The sequence below is a fragment of the Priestia sp. TRN 1309 genome (assembly GCF_050846875.1).
Classification (GTDB): domain Bacteria; phylum Bacillota; class Bacilli; order Bacillales; family Bacillaceae_H; genus Priestia; species Priestia zanthoxyli.
On sequence record NZ_JBOZGM010000002.1, the window covers coordinates 98,055 to 119,706 of the forward strand.

General features: G+C 41.0%; 13 protein-coding genes. 5 read left to right on the forward strand and 8 right to left on the reverse strand.

Annotated elements, in window-relative coordinates; all coding sequences use genetic code 11:
• The first annotated feature begins 3 nt into the window (after positions 1-3).
• From ACRPLQ_RS07825 to ACRPLQ_RS07835, 3 genes are all read left to right on the forward strand, one after another.
• Positions 4-1,530 (forward strand): cobyric acid synthase, encoded by a 1,527-nt coding sequence (locus ACRPLQ_RS07825; protein ID WP_274862509.1) that lies wholly within the window; start codon positions 4-6, stop codon positions 1,528-1,530.
• Between the two features lie 205 nt (positions 1,531-1,735).
• On the forward strand, positions 1,736-2,794 hold the full coding sequence (locus ACRPLQ_RS07830) for a FecCD family ABC transporter permease (RefSeq protein WP_028412841.1): 1,059 nt from the start codon (positions 1,736-1,738) through the stop codon (positions 2,792-2,794).
• Complete coding sequence (locus tag ACRPLQ_RS07835; protein ID WP_033579427.1) at positions 2,791-4,074, forward strand: ABC transporter ATP-binding protein; 1,284 nt, start codon at positions 2,791-2,793, stop codon at positions 4,072-4,074. Before ACRPLQ_RS07830 ends, ACRPLQ_RS07835 begins: the two co-directional genes overlap by 4 nt.
• A 17-nt stretch (positions 4,075-4,091) precedes the next feature.
• On the opposite strand, the gene ACRPLQ_RS07840 is transcribed toward ACRPLQ_RS07835, so the two are convergent.
• The 7 genes from ACRPLQ_RS07840 to ACRPLQ_RS07870 form a co-directional block, all read right to left on the reverse strand.
• Positions 4,092-4,910: a hypothetical protein gene (locus ACRPLQ_RS07840; RefSeq protein ID WP_274862508.1), complete on the reverse strand. Its 819-nt coding sequence runs from the start codon at positions 4,908-4,910 to the stop codon at positions 4,092-4,094.
• A gap of 44 nt (positions 4,911-4,954) precedes the next feature.
• Positions 4,955-5,380 carry an Hsp20/alpha crystallin family protein gene (locus tag ACRPLQ_RS07845; RefSeq protein WP_028412844.1) on the reverse strand — a complete coding sequence of 142 codons (426 nt, stop codon included), beginning with the start codon at positions 5,378-5,380 and terminating at the stop codon, positions 4,955-4,957.
• An 89-nt stretch (positions 5,381-5,469) separates the two neighbouring features.
• A complete protein-coding gene (locus tag ACRPLQ_RS07850; RefSeq protein ID WP_028412845.1) occupies positions 5,470-5,973 on the reverse strand; it encodes an Hsp20/alpha crystallin family protein in 504 nt (167 codons plus the stop codon).
• Between the two features lie 51 nt (positions 5,974-6,024).
• On the reverse strand, positions 6,025-6,267 hold the full coding sequence (locus ACRPLQ_RS07855) for a spore germination protein (protein WP_013057626.1): 243 nt from the start codon (positions 6,265-6,267) through the stop codon (positions 6,025-6,027).
• A 107-nt stretch (positions 6,268-6,374) separates the two neighbouring features.
• Positions 6,375-6,617 carry a spore germination protein gene (locus ACRPLQ_RS07860; RefSeq protein WP_013057625.1) on the reverse strand — a complete coding sequence of 81 codons (243 nt, stop codon included), beginning with the start codon at positions 6,615-6,617 and terminating at the stop codon, positions 6,375-6,377.
• 143 nt (positions 6,618-6,760) lie between these two features.
• A complete protein-coding gene (locus tag ACRPLQ_RS07865) occupies positions 6,761-7,540 on the reverse strand; it encodes an STAS domain-containing protein (RefSeq protein ID WP_028412846.1) in 780 nt (259 codons plus the stop codon).
• Between the two features lie 182 nt (positions 7,541-7,722).
• Positions 7,723-8,928 carry a TcaA 3rd/4th domain-containing protein gene (locus tag ACRPLQ_RS07870; RefSeq protein ID WP_274862507.1) on the reverse strand — a complete coding sequence of 402 codons (1,206 nt, stop codon included), beginning with the start codon at positions 8,926-8,928 and terminating at the stop codon, positions 7,723-7,725.
• 198 nt (positions 8,929-9,126) lie between these two features.
• Between ACRPLQ_RS07870 and ACRPLQ_RS07875 the strand changes: the two genes are divergently transcribed.
• On the forward strand, positions 9,127-10,275 hold the full coding sequence (locus tag ACRPLQ_RS07875; RefSeq protein WP_367078020.1) for an acyl-CoA dehydrogenase family protein: 1,149 nt from the start codon (positions 9,127-9,129) through the stop codon (positions 10,273-10,275).
• Between the two features lie 317 nt (positions 10,276-10,592).
• On the opposite strand, the gene ACRPLQ_RS07880 is transcribed toward ACRPLQ_RS07875, so the two are convergent.
• A complete protein-coding gene (locus ACRPLQ_RS07880) occupies positions 10,593-11,231 on the reverse strand; it encodes a hypothetical protein (RefSeq protein WP_432235863.1) in 639 nt (212 codons plus the stop codon).
• Positions 11,232-11,420: 189 nt separating this feature from the next.
• Between ACRPLQ_RS07880 and ACRPLQ_RS07885 the strand changes: the two genes are divergently transcribed.
• A complete protein-coding gene (locus ACRPLQ_RS07885) occupies positions 11,421-21,632 on the forward strand; it encodes a tandem-95 repeat protein (protein WP_432235864.1) in 10,212 nt (3,403 codons plus the stop codon).
• Positions 21,633-21,652 lie beyond the last annotated feature (20 nt).

A 21,652-nucleotide genomic window follows, 5' to 3' on the forward strand; every position in this document is an offset into this window, starting at 1 on the left:
GGAGTGGAAAAAGTGAAAAAAGGAAAACCTCTTATGATTCAAGGAACGCACTCAGACGCTGGAAAGAGCATGATTGCTACAGCGTTTTGCCGTATTTTTAAAGAAGACGGCTATCAAACTGCACCGTTTAAATCGCAAAATATGGCGCTTAATTCATACATTACAATGGATGGAAAAGAAATTGGAAGAGCGCAAGGAATTCAAGCTGAAGCGGCTGGAGTAGAAGCAACAACCAATATGAATCCTATTTTAATTAAACCAACTCGTGATCATGAATCTCAAATTGTCGTTCATGGAAAGCCGCTTCGTAATATGTTTGCTTTTCAGTATCGGCAAGAATTTTTTAATGAAGGTTTGAACGTTATCACGGAGTCTTATAAAGAGCTTGCCAATCATTATGATCGAATTGTGATTGAAGGTGCTGGAAGTCCTGCTGAAGTGAATTTGAACGATCGGGAACTGGTAAATATGCGCGTAGCAAAGATAGCCCAAGCCCCTGTTGTGTTAGTAGGAGACATTGATAAAGGAGGGGTTTTTGCGAGTCTGGTGGGTACTCTTCAATTGCTTCCAGATGAACATAAACCTAGAGTAATTGGAGTGTTAATCAATAAATTCCGAGGAGACTTAGAGCTTTTAAAACCGGGGTTGAAGTGGTTTGAAGAATACACGGGAGTTCCGGTACTAGGAGTGATTCCTTATATGCACGACGTGGAACTTGACGCTGAAGATTCGCTATCACTCAGAAATTACTCAACGCTTGTGAATCCGTTAAAAGAAATCGATATTGCGGTTATCTCGTATCCTCGCATCTCAAATTTTACAGACATTGATCCTCTAAGCTTAGAAGAAGACTGTCATGTGAGACTTGTAACCAAGCCATCACAACTAGGTACGCCTGATTTAATTGTTTTACCAGGAAGCAAAAATACGATTGAAGATGCGCAGTTTTTACAAGAAAGCGGCCTGGCTCTAGCCATTAATCAAGTCTTGAACGCAACGAACGCTCACGTTATTGGCATCTGCGGGGGATATCAAATGTTAGGCGAGACAATTACGGACCCCGATGCAGTAGAGTCCCGGATTGAATCTATTAAAGGGCTGGGTTTGCTTCCAGTGGAAACCGTTATGACAACCAGCAAAAAAACAGAAAGAGTTTCTGGATATGTTCAGTTAGAGAGTGAGAAGGTTTCGATTGAAGGCTATGAAATTCATATGGGAAAGACGGTTTCTAAAAGCATGACGAAAGCCTTTGCGGTGGTAGATGATCAAAAAGAAGGAACGGTTAAAGACAACATCATTGGCACGTATGTTCATGATGTGTTTCATAACGATGCTTTGCGCAGAGCTTTGCTTAATCAAATTCGTAAACATAAAAAATTGCCGCCTATTACGGATACATTCAACAGTCGCCTGCAAAAAGAGGAGTCTTTTTCAAAAGCAGCAGCATATGTGAGAGAAGCTATAGATATGGAAAAGCTGTATCATTTAATAGACAACTATAAAAGCCCGGAGCAAGCACAAAAAGTGTAGCTTGTAGAGGTTTTCGCTTGTTTTTTCACCGAGAACTTTAGTACGCTATTCTACGTTGCCTAGTTCAACAGTCTAGCACTCGTAACAAATAAAAGATGATTGTTTCCAATACTATGTAGGATGGAAACATGGTTTATGGACAGGAAAATGAATGGTTAATGTAATGTAAAACATCACGCCTCGTTTCCTAGAGGAGCTGAAAGTATTGATTTTTAAACGTATTTTTTTAAACAAAGCATCTATTTTATACATAGTCAGTTTATTTATTGTATGTACTTCGGTGATTATGGGAGTATTTATTGGTACAGTTTCGTTAACCGTAGGAGATACAATCAAAATTATTATTGGCCACCTTACCGGACTATCCTTATATCACGGTCCGGAAAACATGGATTTAATCATTTGGCAAATTCGTTTTCCAAGAGTACTGGTGGCATTTTTAGTAGGAGCTTCGCTTTCAATAGCAGGGGCTGCCTTTCAAGGGCTATTAAGAAACTCTCTTGCGGATCCTTACACGATCGGAGTTTCCTCAGGTGCAACCCTTGGCTCTGTCATGGCAATTTATTTTCACTGGAGTATTTTTGGTTTGTCTATCTTCACGCTGCCTGTAGTCGGCATCGTATCTGGTTTTATTACTCTTCTTTTAGTTTTTGGTATTACGAAACTCGCAAGCGGCAATTTGGCCAATGAAACCATCATCTTAGCGGGGATTATTTTATCATCCTTTATGAGCGCGCTTATTTCATTAATTGTAGCTCTTTCTCCTGAAGAAGATGTAAGGCAGGTTTTATATTGGCTAATGGGAAGCGTATCAATGAGAGGATGGTCGCATATTCAAATTTTAGGGCCGTTCTTTTTAGTCGGTACGATTATGCTGCTGTTACATGTGAAAGAGCTGAACGGCTTAGCATTTGGCGATCAATCCGCTCAATTTATGGGGATAGACGTAAAGAAGAAAAAAAGAATGATTTTAATAGGTGCATCCGTATTAACCGGGGCTGCGGTATCAGTATCTGGGGCAATTGGATTTGTTGGCTTAGTTATTCCCCACGTAGTGCGTCTCGTAGCGGGAGCTAATCATAAGCATGTACTGCCGCTTTCTATTTTAATCGGAGGAAGTTATTTGGTTTTAGCCGATTTATTAGCAAGAACGATATTAGAACCTCGTGAACTGCCTATTGGAGTCGTAACTGCCTTAATTGGTTCGCCAATTTTTACGCTGCTGCTTGTAAAAGAACGTATGCGGAAAAGAGGAATATCATGATTGAACTATATAATGTGACGGGAGGATACGATAAACAGAAACCGACCGTTCGTGACATCACGTTCACCGTAGACAAAGGTTCTTTTGTTGCTTTACTAGGACCAAATGGAAGCGGAAAAACAACGCTTATTCGCTTAATTATGAATGTATTAACCACTCAATCAGGAGAAGTGAAGGTAGAAGGGAAGTCAGTGAAGGCTTATTCACCAAAACAACTGGCGCAAAAAGTTGCAGTCATGACGCAAGAAAATCAAATTGGATTAGAATTTACGGTTCAAGAAATTGTTTCACTTGGACGTTATCCTTATCAGGCAAAAGGTTTGTTTAGCACTGTATCAGCACAGGATGAAGAAGTGGTAGAAAGCGTGATGAAATTAACAAACGTCTGGCACTATCGAAATCATACCTTTCAATCGCTGAGCGGTGGAGAAAAACAGCGGGTTTTACTTGCTAAAGCACTGGCGCAAGAACCTGACTACTTACTTCTTGATGAACCAACGAATCACTTAGATGTAAAACATACGATGGAACTGCTTCAGCTGTTAAAAACGTTACAGCAGGAAATGAGCTTGACGGTTCTGGCCATTTTGCATGATCTCAACATTGCCTCGCTGTTTGCAGATAATGCCGTATTATTGAAAGATGGAAGAGTAGAAGAAACGGGGATGGATGCCATTTTTCAGGATGCAGCTACGTTAAAAAGAGTATATGGCGTTGATTTGCATGTATTTCACCATCCCGCTGTGAACAAGCGGCAAATTGCTTTTGTGCCGCCGTATCAATATCCAGAGACGGACTTCCATGAGTTGTATCAGTTGCAAAAGGAACCGGGCAAGCTATGTTTATCCTTTGCTCGTCCTTTGAGAACTCTTTCACTGGGTTCCAATGAAACAGGTCTAGACTGGTGTCAAGAAATTGTTCAACAGCAAAGCAGTTCTAACACGGCGTGGAAATCTGCGTCTTTATCTAGTCATGAAGTTCGCTTAAAAGACGATAAAGGTTACTCGTGGCTGACTGTACTGACACATGGACAAAAAGAGAATGAAATGAATATTGTTCTACTAACAAATACACCGCTTTCGGACGCGAACTTACTTCATGCTGCGATGAAGGTAATTGAATACCGGGCTTTCTTAGGAAAAACAGGCCGTATTGTTGTAGCATCATCTCATCATAAAGAAGAAAATCAAGAAGAAATTTCAGCGTTCTTAATGGAACGCCTACAGAAAGAATTACAACTATTTATGGAAACAAAAATGACCGACAATTGCTTTAAATAAGCAGTAGCGGTCATTTTTTATTCTTCGGAGTGATCAGGCTTTTCTGTTTCACCTCCTGAACTCATCGTTGTCTCAGTTGTATGTTCATCAATCTTTTTTTCTTTTAGCTTAACAGAGAATAAGTCTTTGACTTCTTCATCCACTTGATCAGAGTCAGCGCTGTAAGTTGTACCAATGTTTAAGTGGCCGGTCAAATCTTTAATTCCTAGCTGGCCAAAATTATTACTAAGGTCAATTTTGTCTAACAATACTTTTTCCACCATAATTTTTTCAACAACAATGGACTGCTTTGGCTGAGTTACTTCATCAATCTTTTTGTCAAGAGTTTTCACCATCTCATATAAAGCTGTATTGGACGATTCTTCCTTTAACGCAGAGAGCTGATTTTGAATGTCTTCGAAATTAGGAGCTGACTGCATAGCCGAAAGTAAATGAGCTGTTTGCTCGTGCAGTTGAGACAATGATTGAATAAGATGAGCTGATTCATGTAATTGCTGATGAAGCTCTTCTATTTTAGGAATCGCGTCGGTTAAACGCGTCACTTGATCAATAATTCCCTGCAGATTCAGCGCTGAATCTGACGAATGAACAGGTTTTGTGAATTCAACTTCATCAGATGTCTTAGGCTCCGTTTGGCTCGGCAACTTCTTTGGCTGCTGAGGGGGTTTCTTTAGATTAGACTGTTTTTTAGTTTTCATCTTTTCGGGTAATTCTTTCTGCTTTTGATTAGAGCTTTGGTCTATGGGACTTACTTTTTTTTTGGTTGGAAGGGAAGACGGATTTATTTTGCGGACTGTTTCAATTTTAGGCGATTGTTTAAACCACTTAGAAAACATGAAATTCCCTGCCTTTCATGCTACGTATAGTTCTGCACAATAAATTACAAATCAAATTTCACGTGCAATAGACCATCTTTAAATGATGCGTGACACGGCGCTTCCCCTACAGCAGGTGGAAGGATGATTGATCGTTGAAACGTTCCTTCACGTCTTTCTTTGTGAAGAACATTTGCATCCTTCATCGTTAAAAGAGATGAACCGGATATGTGTAAAGTATTTTCATGCATGGTCAATTCGACGTCTGTTCGTTTAGCACCGGGTATTTCAATCACAACTAACAGTTGATTTGCCCATTCGTATACATCAATTAAAGGATAATCTCGATACTCATTTACAATTTGAGGAGAAGCATCTGCTTCCGTATCATTCTTTTCTTCAGGATCATCGTCAAAAATCTTTTCCCAAAATTTTGTATGGTTTTCTTCTTGTAACGTTTCTGCCCACTTTTTAAACTTTCCATGATTCATATTTGTCACCTTCTTTAAAAAAATAAAACAAGGCCTTTTGCCGCTTTCTATTTTATATGTATGCATGAAAACAGAAAAAAACGTCCACTTTAATCTAAATCGTGGACGTCTATTTGAGACATAGGAATATTAACATGTTTAGGCATCCGGATTTCCAACACCCCGGAACGATATACGGCGCGTGTACCTTTTTTGCGAACCGAACAAGGAAGCTGAATTTCTTCTTTGAAGGATTCTTCTCCATCTATTCCTTCAATCGTACACACGTATGGAGTATGATAGACTTTAATGCTTGATACAATATCGCGGTTAGGAATTTTTAACTGAACAATGCATTCGTCTAATGTATTAATGACGTTTGAATCAAATCTTCTTAGCTGTTGTCCATGACCTTCATTTCCCACATCCTGCTGTTCTTTCATCATGTCTTGGGCCTGCTTAAAGAATTCATTTCCTTGCATAAAATCCGGAAAAGAATGGGACATCGTAGAAGAAATCATTTGCTGAATATATTTATTCATGTCTTTAGATGCCATTCCTTTTGGGATATTTTCCATCATTCCTTTAAACGGAGACTTTCCAAATGGAAACATATTTACACACCTCCTTGTAATGTGCCAAGTAAAACGACAAAATCGTTAAATCTAAATTTGATTTCCAATTGGAGCTGAAGGGTTTGCAATTTGATCTTGATCGCTTACGTCAGGATCTAACACGCCCGTATTCATTTGAGAGCAAGTAGGAGAGAAGTTACCTAAAGAGAAATTTGCGCCGTTAAACTTTGAGTTCGCCGTGTGACTGTTTTGAATGGTGGAACCGAAATCAATATTTGCGTTTTGTGTGACACCGTTTGTTACGATATTAAAAACGTTAATTTGAAGAGGCATAAAGAGACTCCTTACTGTTTTTATTCATTCTACTCCAACGGCCTATTGCGTTCAGAGAGAATGTATTCACCGTTTGTCGTCATGCTGTTGACAAGCATTGCCCTATATCACTGCTGATAACCATTGACATGATCAACGTTTGCAATATCTGTTTGGTCATTTGTATCAGGATCGATATAAATGTTTCGCATTTTCGAGGAAGCAGGTGAGACATCGCCATAAGAAGAGTTCGTACCAGTGGATTTTGAATGAGCCGTGTGACTGTTATGGAGTGCTTCGCCAATGTTGACAGAACCGTTGCTTGAGATACTGTTGATCTTTAAATTATAAATGTTAATAACACTTGGCATAGGCTCTCACCCTTTTCTATGGTTGATTAATGTATCCTATGATGATAAGTGCCTAAACGTTCACAATTCCTCATAACTAAAATCGCCTTTTCCGATTGAAGGAAAAAGCGATTGAGAGAGGATTACTTAATGATATGATGGGCTTATGAAATGGGTGCAATACGACAATTCTTTTTTTCTAAAATGTAAGAGATGCTTTGTTGGACAGTGGAAAATGTTCGCCAATTAAACTGAGAATCTACAAGCGACAGAGCCATTTTTGAAGAAAGACCAACAATAAGGCAAGTGGTACCAATCAAACGCAAAGCATCGTGGAGCGTGTTAATATAATAACCGTGTTCTTCATCTAATGAATGAAGGGAAGATAAATCAATAAGCAAATAGCGCGCCTGTTCTTTTACAACTGCCTCCAATACCGTTTCAGTTAGCTTCTTTCCACGTTCTATATCCATCTTACCGGTAATGGGCACAGCTAAAACCTCGTCCCATATCTTTAATAAAGGAGTGGACAAATCCTCAATTAACCGTTCTTTTTCAAGCTCTGCTTCGGCTTGATCTGTAAAGTCTAATAGCATAAGCAAGTAGCCATAACGCTCGCCGTCTTTTGTATCAATGGGGTGAATCACAGCTTCTGCTACGTATTGACTGCCAATCGTTATACGCGTTCTGTAGGTTGTATGAAGAGAGGTGAGTAAATTTTCCGCTTCTTCAGAATTGGAATGAAAGAAGTCCATATGCTTTCCAATTAACTCTTCGATATGAGATAACTGGTAGATTGGGAGTACTGGCTGAAGTGTTTCAATTGCTCTTGCATTCATCCACTGCACACGATAGTCTTGATCCGCAATAATCATGGTTTCTTGAATATTTTCTAAAATCAAATGTCCATTAAGCTTTTGTGGAAGTCGTCCAATTCCATTCATTCTCCATCTCTCCTTATGCGTGTAGTAAGTTTATGTACATCTACTTTATATTTTACAGTGAAAAGAATGAAGAAGGCTATAAAAAATTTATTAACGTATGTAGGGATCATGGTATGTAAAAAAACGTAGGAGTAAGCACTCGCTTCAATCAAAAAACTCCCCTGGGTAAAGGGGAGTTCACTTTATTCATATGATTTAATAAAATCAATGTTATATTTTTCAACGCTTGATAAGTAGGAGTCTCTAAATGATGAATCAGGTGTATACCATGACTTTTCATAAAAATAGGCTTGAAGATCTTTCGATTTAAATACATACCCATGCCGCGCATAGATTTCATTTCGAGCTAGCCTTCGTTCACTCGAGCTCAAACTGCTAATATCACCATAACTTAATTTGTAAGAATCCGAACCCGGAAGAATATAAGAGCTTGAAGTAGCATAAGAGCGCGGCCCAGGCACGATTACTTCTCGTTCTTTTATGACGGTTTTTTCCTTTTCAACGGGCGGCGTTTGTATATTTAATATAATACTTTCTTCATTTTGAATGGTGTAAGGACTGCTTTTGAACGTGGTGCTGCCTTTTTGCACTTCTGCATGAACAGTGACGCTTCCATCCGTGGCAACAGGCCCTATTTGTGATGAGCTATTCACCTGAAGCCCCGTGCTTTTTCCGTTTACGAATAAAATAGCGTCATCTCTATTCGATGAGATTGTAACATAAGCCCCTTTAAATACAACAGATATATTTTCTTCTTTTTGACGGTGAAAATTTACAGTGGTTTGGTCTGTAAGCTTTCCGTAAGAGCTTTCATAAGAAGCTGTAAGCGGGTAATTTCCAATCATAAAAGGCCCTATTTTTTGCGTTTGATTTTTGGATATGGATTGTTTTGTATCATTGACTGTAACTGTTGCATCCTCTGGCGTGGTGAGGGAGATATAATATGATGACGGCACAACCACGTACTGTTTTTTGAAGAGTAGTGAATGTTTCTGTTCTTTTATTGTAAAGTAGATACTCGATTTATTTTTCAAATCATTTTCAACGTCTCGTAAAATAGAACCATCGGAAGTTGCATCCAACAGTGCTTGAATAGATGTGTCATTAATAACTATAGTAGACTGCGAAGAGTCTAATAACTCTCTTAACACAGCTGTATCTTTCGATTCCAATGCCTCAATAAAGCGGTCAGCCGTTTTTTCTTCTGAACCAGAGAAAAAGAAATAAAATACAAAAGTTAAAAGAAGTATAAGCACAATACCCCCGCCAATATACCAGCTCTTTTTATGCTTAGCTGCAGCTGGCGACACGGTGAAAGAAAAGCCGCAGTTATTGCAAAATAATTGATCTGTGCTTGCACTGGCACCGCATTTTGGACATTGATTCATTCACACCATTCCCTTCTTTTTATTCCATTAAATGTATGGAACGTGTAGGTAAAACAGACCATTAAATTGGAAAAAGAATAGATTTAACGAGAAAGATAAACACACCAAACATGCACAGAAAAGATGAGGTATGCTATGATAAGAACTATATATTAATCCGATAGGGACACTCTGTCATACAAAAAGGAGATGAAGCAAATGAGTGTTTCATTTGTAAATAAAAATCAAAAGTCTACGTACGAAAAACTGCTACCTCTAGTCGAAAAATTTAAGAAACGAGCTTTTAAAATAGATGAAGAAGGTACGTTTCCGTTTGAAAATATTCAAGAGTTAAAAGAAGCTGGCTACACACGTCTTTCTCTAGAAAGCAACTATGGAGGAGATGAATTACGCCTTTATGATTTTTTATTATTTCAAGAATTAATTGCTCAAGGGGACGCTTCTACGGCTCTTAGTATTGGATGGCATATGGGGATTACAATGGACTTGCGTGAAAAACAGCCTTGGAGTCAGCAAATGCTCGATTTTATTTTTAAAGAAATAGAAAAAGGTGCACTTATTAATACCGCTGCTACTGAACCTAAGACAGGAAGTCCTACTCGAGGAGGCAAACCGGAAACGCTAGCTGTAAAAACAAAAAAAGGCTGGCGAATCAATGGCCGAAAAACATTCACCACGATGTCTCCAGTGTTAAATTACTTCTTAGTAAAAGCAAGCATTGAAGGTGAAGAAGAGATCGGTTTATTTTTAATTCCTCGTGAAACAAGCGGACTTTCAATAGAAGAAACATGGGATATGATTGCAATGCGCGGGACAGGAAGTCACGATCTTGTGCTAGAAAATGTCGATATTGAACAAGACTTTCTTGTTGAACGCCTAGGTGGCTTTAAAAAGAATGAGCCAAGCGGCTGGTTGCTTCATATACCAGCTTGCTACATGGGTACAGCCATCGCAGCAAGAGATTATGCTGTCGCATTTGCTACAGAATATTCGCCTAATAGTATTGAAGGAACGATTAGCGAGTTGCCAAATGTGCAGCGTTTAGTCGGAGAGATGGAACTTGAACTCATGCAGGCGCGTCACTTTATGTACAGCGTGGCAAATAAATGGGATGAAACAAGCGACCGAGCAGCATTAGCGGGAGAATTAGCAGCTGTCAAACACGTAGTGACCAATAGTGCCTGTACGGTTGTTGACAAAGCCATGCGCATAGTAGGAGCGCGTAGCTTGCAGCGCAGTAATCCGCTGCAGAGGTATTATAGAGACGTGCGTGCCGGCCTTCATAACCCTCCAATGGATGATATGACGATTATTAACTTAGCGAAGCAGGCTATTAAGGGTAACTAACTAGAAAAGAAGCAGACTTTATAAAAGTCTGCTTCTTTTTTAAGTTCTTTTACATAATAGGACACTAAGCTAACCTATAAAAGATATGATCACAGAACGTAAGAAGTATTTAGCAAATTGTAAAGGTGTTTCATGGATGTAGAAGAGAAAGCAACCAGTTTGTTTAACACCCTTTCTAATAACAGAAAAAAGAAATTATTTATAAGAAAATTTTATAGAATCCTACAGCTTTTCCTGACTCACAAAAAAAGAAAATATCTTAATTTTAGCTTTATCCAGTGATAATTGATTGGATTGATCCCCCCAACTGCTAGCAACTACGGAAATATACAGTTAGCACAAGGGGAAGGAGTAGAGGTACATGGTTTAACAGAAGATATATCTGGACGAGGCTGACATTGGTCAAGCACCTGAATTCTAACTACGCTGTCTAGCCCGCTAAAGACTTGGAAACAAGCTGTAATGAAAACATCTAAAGATGTAAGTTCTCCACATACGCATAGAGTAGAAACATTCAGCTCTGCATTGATAACTGTGGCATCAACTTTAACATAAGTTGGTACACATAAGTAAGTTTGATCTATAAATGAAAAAGAAACAGGAGTAGTTACACACGTAATGCGTGTTTTAGTATTAAAGATTTTAATAACATAAAAACCTGAAAATTCAAGACGAACCTTTTTTAGCTTACTTGTTGTTTCTTTATGTTTTGTTTCATAGTTTGTTAAATCCGTAACCGTAATGCCCTTTTCTGGTGAAATAGGTCGTCCATTTTCATCAACAAGTTCTGCTGTTAGCAAATAAAAATCAGATGATCTAGCGTCATCACAAATATTTATTTCTTCAATAATTGGACCATCTTCATTCTTAAACGAGTCTATCAACTTATTAACTGTTTTTTGTGTCCAATCATGTAACCGAAATGCACGAATACATTCTGTAGATAGGTTAGTCAAAACATTGATTCAATCCTTTCTTTCAAATATACACCTAGTATACTCATTACCTATGTATATGTGACCTGGGGAAAAGCCCGATTACTTAATGGACGTGCCATTTGATTTAAACACAATTGGCACGTTTTTAACGAAATTTTATATTTTATATATTGTCGATGTATATTCTATTAAGAAGAGGTGAAAGAAGTGCCTTATGTTAACCGATTTTTATCAAATGCTAATGGGGCAATTACGTTTACCGGAAACACGTTTGGGTTAAACAAACAAAACAACGCTAATGCACCGGGAACTGCTGGTGCTATCGGAACTTTTTTTAGCGTTAATCCAAGTTCCATTGATGGCTCCTTTCCGACTGGAACGACAGCCGATTGGACCCAAAATTCCTCAAGTGCCATTTTGCGCCTTCCGTCTACCACAACCAGCATTTTATATGCTGAGCTCATTTGGGGAGGGAGTTATAATCTAGGAGGAGAAAATGTTAGTGCATTTTTAAACAATCCCGTTACTTTAAGAACGCCTAATGGCACGTTCAGCGTTCAGTCAGATACTATTACTCGAAACACTCTTACTACAAACGGAAATAACTTTTATGTACGAAGCGCCAATGTAACTAGCTTAATCTCTTCTCCAGGAACCCACACCGTGCTGGGCGTGCCCGGTACTCAGGCCACATCTGAGAACAGCTTAAACTGTACAGGCTGGACGTTAGCTGTTATCTATGCAGATCCGCTGCAAAAATCTCGTAATCTATCTTTATTTGTCGGTGCAGAGTTAACAAGTACAGGAACAGGTTCTTCTACAGCAACCGTTTCAGGGTTCGGCACACCCGTATCGGGACTTGTAGAGGGAAGACTCCTCGTCAGCGCTATTGAAGGAGACCCGTCTATTACAGGAGATCAGCTTCAGTTCGGTCCGTCCACTGCTTCTCTACAGGCTGTTTCAGGTCCTAATAACCCCATTACAAACTTTTTTGCTTCACAAATCAACGGAGATACAGGGACGCTAGATACAACAGGAACATTTGGGAATATTAATTCTGTGCCCGGTACTACAACTGTCTCAGGAGCGAGACAGGGGTGGGATATAACTAATATCAACGTTTCCTCTTTCTTACAGAATAACCAATCGAGCGCCGTAGTACGAGGAACAACAAGCGGCGACACGTACGTGCTCAGTACACTAGGCATACAAGTTGACATTAACGCACCGGTTATTAATGTTAGCAAATCTTCAAACGTATCTTCGGCTCGAGTAGGAGACGTTATTACTTATACCGTACAAGTGAGCAATACAGGAACAGCGGTGGCAAACTCTGTTAGTATTCAAGATAGTTTGTCAAACGCTACATCCTTTATTCCGCAAAGCGTAACAATAGGAGGGGTAGTACAGGCGGGGGCTGATGTTCGTAACGGCGTATCGCTCGGAACGCTTGGAATCGGCCAGTCTGTCATCGTTACTTATCAAGTTCGAGTGTCCGGACCCCTTACGAATGTGACTACTTTTAATAACCAAGCGCTTATTACCTATCAATTTCAATCAACCCCTGGAAATCAATTAACCGGGAGCGGTGCTTCTTCGGTTAACTCAGTAACGGCCGTTAATACGCCGCCAACGGTTCCAAATTATACTGTCACGAATCCAGAAGATACTGTAGCCGTTGGGCAAGTAGTGGGAGCAGATGTAGACGGAAATCCGCTGACTTACCAGCTCGGCACGCCACCGGCAAATGGAACCGTAACCGTTAATCCAAACGGACAGTTCACCTATACGCCGAACCTTAATTTCAACGGCCCAGATCCGTTTACGGTAATTGTATCAGACGGGCAAGGCGGAATAGCTGTTTCTACGGTCACGATTATTAACACACCTGTAAATGACTCTCCAGTTACGCAGGATTATAACGTAACAACAAATGAAGACACCCCTTTAATAGGGGCCGTAACGGCAACTGACCCTGATAGTAATTCATTAACTTTTACACTTCAAGATCCTCCGTCTAATGGAACGACACTAGTCAATCCAAATGGAGCATATATCTATACGCCTAACCCCAACTTCAACGGAATTGATCAATTTACTGTTTTAGTAAGTGATGGGCTTGGAGGAACAGCCGTTTCAAGAGTAAGGGTAACAGTACTTCCCGTCAATGACCCGCCAACGGTTCCTAATTACACCTTTACTACGCAAGAAGATAGTCCAGTAGAAGGGGCGGTAGTGGGAGCAGACCCTGATGGAAACCCACTGATATATGCTCTTAACACGCCGCCTGCGAATGGAACCGTCGTTGTTAACACTAATGGTACTTTTATTTACAGACCGAATGCCAACTTTAACGGCACGGATCAATTCACTGTGTTAGTCAGCGATAGGCAGGGCGGAACGGCTATTTCTACCGTGACTATTAACGTTCTTCCCGTCAACGATAATCCAATTACCGGAGATTTAAACTTTGCAATTAATGAAGATACAATCCTAACGGGGCAAGTGACAGCAACCGATCCCGATGGGAATCCCCTGACATTTTCGCTGCAAAATCCGCCTGTTCAAGGGACGGTTAATTTAAATCCAGACGGAACCTTTGTTTATACGCCTAATTTAAATTACACTGGGACGGACACCTTTACCGTTTTAGTGAGCGACGGGCTAGGAGGAAGTGCTATATCAACCGTTTTTATCACAATTCTTCCAGTAAATGATTCGCCAGTTGTTCCTAACTATACGTTTACGACTCAAGAAGACAGTCCGCTAACAGCAGCCGTTATTGCAACGGACGTAGATGGAAATCTGTTGACCTATGCGCTGAACACTCCTCCAACAAACGGAATTACAGTCGTTAATTCAGATGGAACCTTTGTTTATACGCCTAATGTGAATTTTAATGGGACGGATCAATTCACTGTGTTAGTCAGTGATGGACTAGGGGGGACAGCACTCTCTACTGTTACGGTAAATGTCTTGCCTGTTAACGACCCGCCGATTACAGGAGATCTATTTTTCACAATTAATGAAGATACGGTTTTAACAAATCAAGTTATTGCAACCGATCCTGATGGAAATTCTTTAACATTTACACTGCAAAACCCGCCTATAAACGGAACCACTGTTGTGAATCTTGACGGAACGTTCACCTATACGCCAAACCCTAATTATAACGGAACCGATCTTTTTACCGTTTTAGTAAGCGACGGACTGGGCGGAACAGCACTTTCTACGGTAAATATCACCATTTTACCTGTAAATGATCCGCCGCTTGTACCCAACTACACGTTTAGCACACAGGAAGATAGCTCTGTTGTAGGGAATATCGTTGCTACAGACATTGACGGAAACCCGCTAACGTATTCATTACAAAACCTTCCTGCTAATGGGACTGCTGTAGTAAACGCAGACGGAAGTTTTTCCTACACGCCAAACCTGAACTTTAATGGAATTGATGTTTTCACCGTACTAGTCAGTGATGGACTAGGCGGAACAGCTGTTTCTACGGTCACGATTAATGTTATTGCTGTTAATGATCCACCTGTCACGTCTGACTTAAGCTTTACCATCAACGAAGATACTTCTTTTTCAAGCCAGATTTCTGCAAGTGATCCTGAAGGAGATTCCCTTACGTTTACACTTCTAAATCCACCTGCAGCTGGAGGAGCTGTTCTTTTAAATGCAGACGGCACTTTTATCTATACGCCAGCCCTAAATTATAACGGATTAGATCAGTTTAGCGTTTTAGTTGCAGATACAAGTGGAGCTTCTGCCATTTCAACTGTCCGTATTACCATTTTACCCGTAAACGATCCGCCGCTTGTACCCAACTATACGTTTAGCACACAGGAAGATAGCTCTGTTGTAGGAAATATCGTCGCTACAGACATTGACGGAAACCCGCTAACGTATTCATTACAAAACCTTCCTGCTAACGGGACGGCTGTAGTAAACGCAGATGGAAGCTTTTCTTATGACCCAAACTTGAATTTTACAGGAATTGATGTTTTCACCGTACTAGTAAGTGATGGACTGGGCGGAACAGCACTTTCTACCGTGACCATTAACGTTATACCTGTTAATGATGCACCCGTCACATCTGACTTAAGCTTTACAATTAACGAAGATACTTCTTTTTCAAGCCAGATTCCCGCAAGTGACCCAGAAGGAGATCCGCTAACGTTTACACTTTTAAATCCGCCTGCAGCTGGAGGAACTGTTCTTTTAAATGCAGACGGCACTTTTATCTATACGCCAGCCCTAAATTATAACGGATTAGATCAGTTTAGCGTTTTAGTTGCAGATACAAGTGGAGCTTCTGCCATTTCAACTGTCCGTATTACCATTTTACCCGTAAACGATCCGCCAGTTGTCGGAGACAGAGACGTCTCAACAACAGTGAATATTCCAATTACAAGCAGTATTCCTGCGACCAATCCCGACGGAGGAACCCTTACCTATACAATTGAGCAATCACCTGCACATGGCACGGTTACCTTAAATGCTGATGGTACGTTCCTTTACACACCAAACCTTGGGTTTACTGGCACAGATGTCTTCACCGTTTTAGTCACAAACACAGAGGGACTAACCGGCCTTTCAACCGTCACTGTTGCTATTTTAGCTTCCAATGGAACAACCGTGGCCGATGACCTTCAAACGAGCACAAACGAAGATACGCCGCTAACGAGTCAAATTATTGCTACAAATTCTCTAGGGAATCCGCTGATTTATACCATTCAAAACCAGTCAACAAACGGGACCGTTGTTATTAACAGCGCAACCGGTGAATTTACCTATACACCAAATCCTAATTTTAATGGCATGGATGCATTTACGGTGTACGTTACGGACAATGCTGGAGGAAATGCAACTTCATCTGTTGTTATTAACGTTATTCCGGTCAATGATCCCCCAACGGTACCAAACTATTCCATTTCATTAAATGAAGATACGTCTATCTCACTTGCTGTAATTGGAACAGATATTGATGGAAATTCGCTCACATACTCTCTTCAGGCAGCGCCGGAGAATGGAATAGCCGTAGTTAATCCAGACGGAACTTATGTCTATACGCCAAACCCTAACTTTAATGGCATGGATGTCTTTACTGTACTAGTAAGCGACGGCTTAGGTGGAACAGCGGTTTCTATCATCACTGCAACTGTGCTTCCAATTGATGACCCGCCGATTGCCCCTAACGATATCAGTTTAGTTATTAATCAAGATACGGTAGGAACAGGACAAATTGCTGCCATTGACCCGGACGGCGAGCCGCTCACATATATATTACAGGATCTTCCTACTTTTGGAACAGCAGTGGTCAATCCAGACGGAACCTTTACGTATACCCCGCTGCTAGGATATCGCGGAGCTGATACGTTTACCGTTCGAATCAGTGATCCGAACGGCACGTTTGTTATCACTAACGTAAATATTACCGTGCTTCCAGTTAACCAACCGCCTGCTGTACCGAACTATTCAATCTCGTTAAATGAGGATACGTCTATTTCACTGGCTATAATCGGAACGGATATTGATGGAAATCCGCTCACATACTCTCTTCAGACACCACCAACGAATGGAACAGCCACAGTTAATCCAGACGGAACTTATGTCTATACGCCAAACCCTAACTTCAATGGAATAGATGTTTTTACGGTACTAGTAAGCGATGGGTTAGGTGGAGCAGCGGTTTCTACTATTACTGCAACCGTGCTTCCAATTGATGACCCGCCGATTGCCCCTAACGATATCAGTTTAGTTATTAATCAAGATACGGTAGGAACAGGACAAATTGCTGCCATTGACCCGGACGGCGAGCCGCTCACATATATATTACAGGATCTTCCTACTTTTGGAACAGCAGTGGTCAATCCAGACGGAACCTTTACGTATACCCCGCTGCTAGGATATCGCGGAGCTGATACGTTTACCGTTCGAATCAGTGATCCGAACGGCACGTTTGTTATCACTAACGTAAATATCACTGTGCTTCCAGTTAATCAGCCGCCGGTTGTACCAAATTATCAGTTTACGATCAACCAGGATACAAACTTTAACGGAGCAGTTTCTGCTACAGATATCGACGGAAATCTGCTCACATACTCGCTTAATACAGCTCCAACAAACGGTACAGCTTCCGTAAATACTGATGGCACGTATACGTATATTCCGGCGCCTAGCTTTTTCGGTAATGACAGCTTCACCGTGTTAGTAAGCGATGGATCTGGAGGGACAGCGATTTCTACGGTAAGCTTGACCGTCTTAGAAGTGAACAAACCGCCGGTGGCACCAAGTGTTCTTGAATTTACAACAAACGAAGATACTGTGTTGAACGGTGCTATTCCAGCATCTGATCCAAATGGAGACCCGTTAACATATACGCTGCAAGATCCACCACAAAATGGAACAGTGATTATGAACCCAGACGGCACCTTTGTCTATACGCCGAATCCAAACTTTAACGGACCTGACCACTTTTCAGTACGTATAGCAGATACGGCAGGAAACTTTATTATTATAGATGTGTTTATCACGGTACTTCCAGTAAATGATGCACCAATTATACCAGACTATCAATATACCATTAACGAAGACACAACCCTGACGCAAAAAGTGGTTGCCACACACCCAGACGGCGACTTGCTAACGTATCAGCTAGGAACTCCTCCGGCGAATGGAACGGCTGTTGTAAATCTAGACGGAACCTTTACGTATACACCGAACCCTAATTTTAACGGAGTCGATACTTTTACAATCATTGTTTCTGATCCCCAAGGAGACACGGCTACTTCAACGCTCACTATAAACGTTACACCAGTAAACGATCCGCCCATTGCGCCTTCAGATATTAGCTTAACGACCCTTGAAAACACGCCTGTGAGCAGTCAAATTATTGCCATCGACCCGGACGGAGAGCAGCTGACGTATACGCTGCAAGATCTTCCCGATAACGGAACGGCTGTCGTGAATCCAAATGGGAGCTTTACGTACACACCAAACTCGAGCTTCACTGGAAACGACAGCTTTGACATTTTAATTACCGATCCATCAGGAAATTTTGCAATCGTTCACGTCACGGTTACCATAACGCCAATTCAACGGCCACCTGTTGTGCCAAATTACGGCATTTCAACACCTAAAAACACACCAGTATCCGGGCAGGTTATTGGAACAGATCCAAACGGAGAGCAGCTGACGTACGTTTTAGGAACAGCTCCAGCAAGCGGAACGGCGAGTATTAATTTAGGTGGCACCTATGTGTATACACCAAACCCTAATTTTGTTGGAACTGATACTTTTACCGTTATTGTGCAAGATACGTCTGAACTTACCGCTACATCTACTGTTACCGTTACAGTCTTTGATACGAACAACGCGCCGGTCACAAACGATTTAAGCATTACAACACCTGAAAGTACATCGGTGTCTGGACAAATTCCAGGCGTTGATCCAGAAGGAGATCCAATAATTTTTTCATTATCAGGACCACCGTTTAATGGAACGGCCGTTGTAAACCCAGATGGAAGTTTTACGTACACGCCAAATCCTAATTTTGTTGGAGTCGATTCGTTTGCCGTACAGGTAAGAGACAGCAGAGGAGCAGCAGCAACGTCCGTCGTATTAGTGGATGTAACAAGTGTAAACCAAGCACCAGCTGTTACACCTTTAAGTGTTACAACACCTTATAATACGTCTATATCTGCTCAAGTAACCGTTGTAGATCCAGAAGGAGATTCATTTGTTGTAGGTATTGGAGTTGTCCCTTTAAATGGACGTGTGATTGTTAATTCAGACGGCTCGTTCACTTATACGCCGAATTCAGGATTTGTTGGAACAGATTCTTTTTCTGTTGTAGCAAGAGACGTGTTTGGTAATCAAGGGTTTGGCTCGGTAATTGTTCAAGTACTTCCTCCGCAAACGCAGCCGATAAGCGCTCTCGGCGGAAACTTAACAACCGTCGTCAACATACCAGTTTCTGGAACAGTTATGGCTATTAGTCCAGAGGGGCTTCCAATTACCTATTCACTAGGAACGCCTCCTTTAAATGGAGCGGTTTCTATTAATCCAGACGGCTCGTTCGTTTACACCCCGAATCTTGATTTTGTGGGCGAAGATTTATTTACTATTGTAGCGACAGACAGCAACGGCGACCAAGGAATTGCAAGCTTTGTTATCACGATAACACCAACATCAGCTCAAATTACTACAAGCGATTATGAACTAGCTGCGAATTATAATGTGCCCGTATCGGGGCAAGTAGTAGGATTTGACATATCCGGAAGTCCAATTACCTATACACTAAGCGTAGCGCCGGCAAACGGAACGGTTATTGTCAATTCAAACGGTACGTTTACGTACACACCAAACCTTGGATACTTTGGGGAAGATCAATTTCAGGTGCTGTTAACTGATTTGACGGGAGGTACAGCGGTCTCTACCGTATCTATTACCGTCCAAGAACCTGTAAATCAAGCGCCAATTGCCACTAATCAAAATTTAACAGCTATTGAACAGCAGCCGCTAGACGGTGCAGTGCAAGCAGCCGACCCTCAAGGGCGTCCACTTACGTTTACGCTAATTGGAGAACCTGCAAATGGTACTGTCACCTTAAATGCAGACGGAACCTTTACGTATACGTCTGATCCAAATTTCCTTGGAAATGATTCATTCGTCGTGCTTGTAGGGAATACAATAGGTTTAACTGCAACAAGCATTATTAATATAACGGTGACGCCATTTCAAAATCAAATTGTAACAGAGAGTCTTACGCTTACTACAGGAGAAGGTCAGCCGGTATCCGGGCAGGTTCAAGCACGCGATCAGCTGGGACGTCCGCTGTCGTATACACCTAGCACAAATCCTCTATATGGCACAGTCAGTGTGAATGCGGACGGAACCTTTACGTACACGCCAAACCCGGGGTTTAGCGGTCAGGATCAGTTTACCGTTCTTGTGCAGAACGATCAGGGAGATCAAGCTATTGCACCAGTTACAATCGTTGTTACTAAAGTGCAAGATGTTATCACTGTACAAAACGTAAATGAGCAAACGAGGCAAAATGAAAGTGTATCTAGCGTTATTACCGCAACAGACGCGCTCGGAAGTCCACTGCGCTTTTTCCTTAATAATCCACCGCTTAGAGGAACAGCCATTGTGAATTTAGATGGTACATTCACATATACGCCAAACCCGGGCTTTTACGGCAATGATTCCTTTACTGTTCTTATACAGAACGAGCGAGGAGATTCATCAATTGGCGTTGTAAACATTAATGTACAGCAAGCAGAAAGCACGATTTCCGTACAGCCGCTAGTTGTTTCTGGAATTGTAAATCAATCGGTACCAGGGCAAGTCATTGCCACAGATTCCCAAGGAAGCCCACTTAAGTACACCTTAAGCTCGCAGCCACAAAATGGTACACTTGTGTTTAATAGTGATGGCTCTTTTGTTTATACCCCCAACTTTAACTTTGCAGGAATAGATTTCTTTAACGTCACCGTAACAAACGACTTAGGTGTTTCTGTTACAACCACAGTAACTGTTGTTATTTCAAATCCAAGTGGAGAAATTCAGGTAAATGATTCGAAATATAACATTACGACAGGCTCAACACTCCAAGGACAAATTCAAGCTATTGACACACAAGATCGTCCACTCACGTATTTAGTTGAAACATCTCCAGCGAACGGCATACTTGTATTGGATACTGACGGATCCTTTACGTATACGCCAAACCTCGGATTTACTGGTGAGGATCAGTTCGTTGTGCTTGTAAAGAATAATGCGGGTCAACAGGCTTTTGCTACTGTTACAGTGAACGTGTTACCCACTCAAAATGAAATTACCCCAATTACAACCGAGTTTGTAACGTCTCAAGATACACCACTTAGTGCTACTATTATTGCAACAAACCTTTTGGGCCGACCTTTAACGTATACGCTGAATAGTAATCCTTCAAACGGAACTGTCATACTAGATGAGAACGGGTCTTTTGTTTATACGCCAAATGCAGGATTCTCAGGAATCGATACCTTTACAGTTCTAATACGAGATGACTTAGGAAATCAAATCATTACTACTATAACCATTGCAGTTCGACCATCCGTTTTATTAAAACCAATTATCAATAACCAGACTTTTGTTCTTCGTATGAATGAAATGGTAACATGCCAAATAGCTGCATCAGATCCTCAAAGTTTACCAATTATTTATTCTATTGTTCGACGGGCACAACATGGAACAGCTCAAATTGATCCAGACACAGGAAGCGTCACATATATACCGAACCCTAACTTTGTAGGAATCGATAAAATTATTGTGCAAGTTACAAATGCAGCGGGACTATCTTCACAAGCTACTATTACGTTTATTGTACGCAAAGCGTTAATTATTCATTGTTGTTACAGAAGTTAGAAGCAAGACCCGTCACCTTA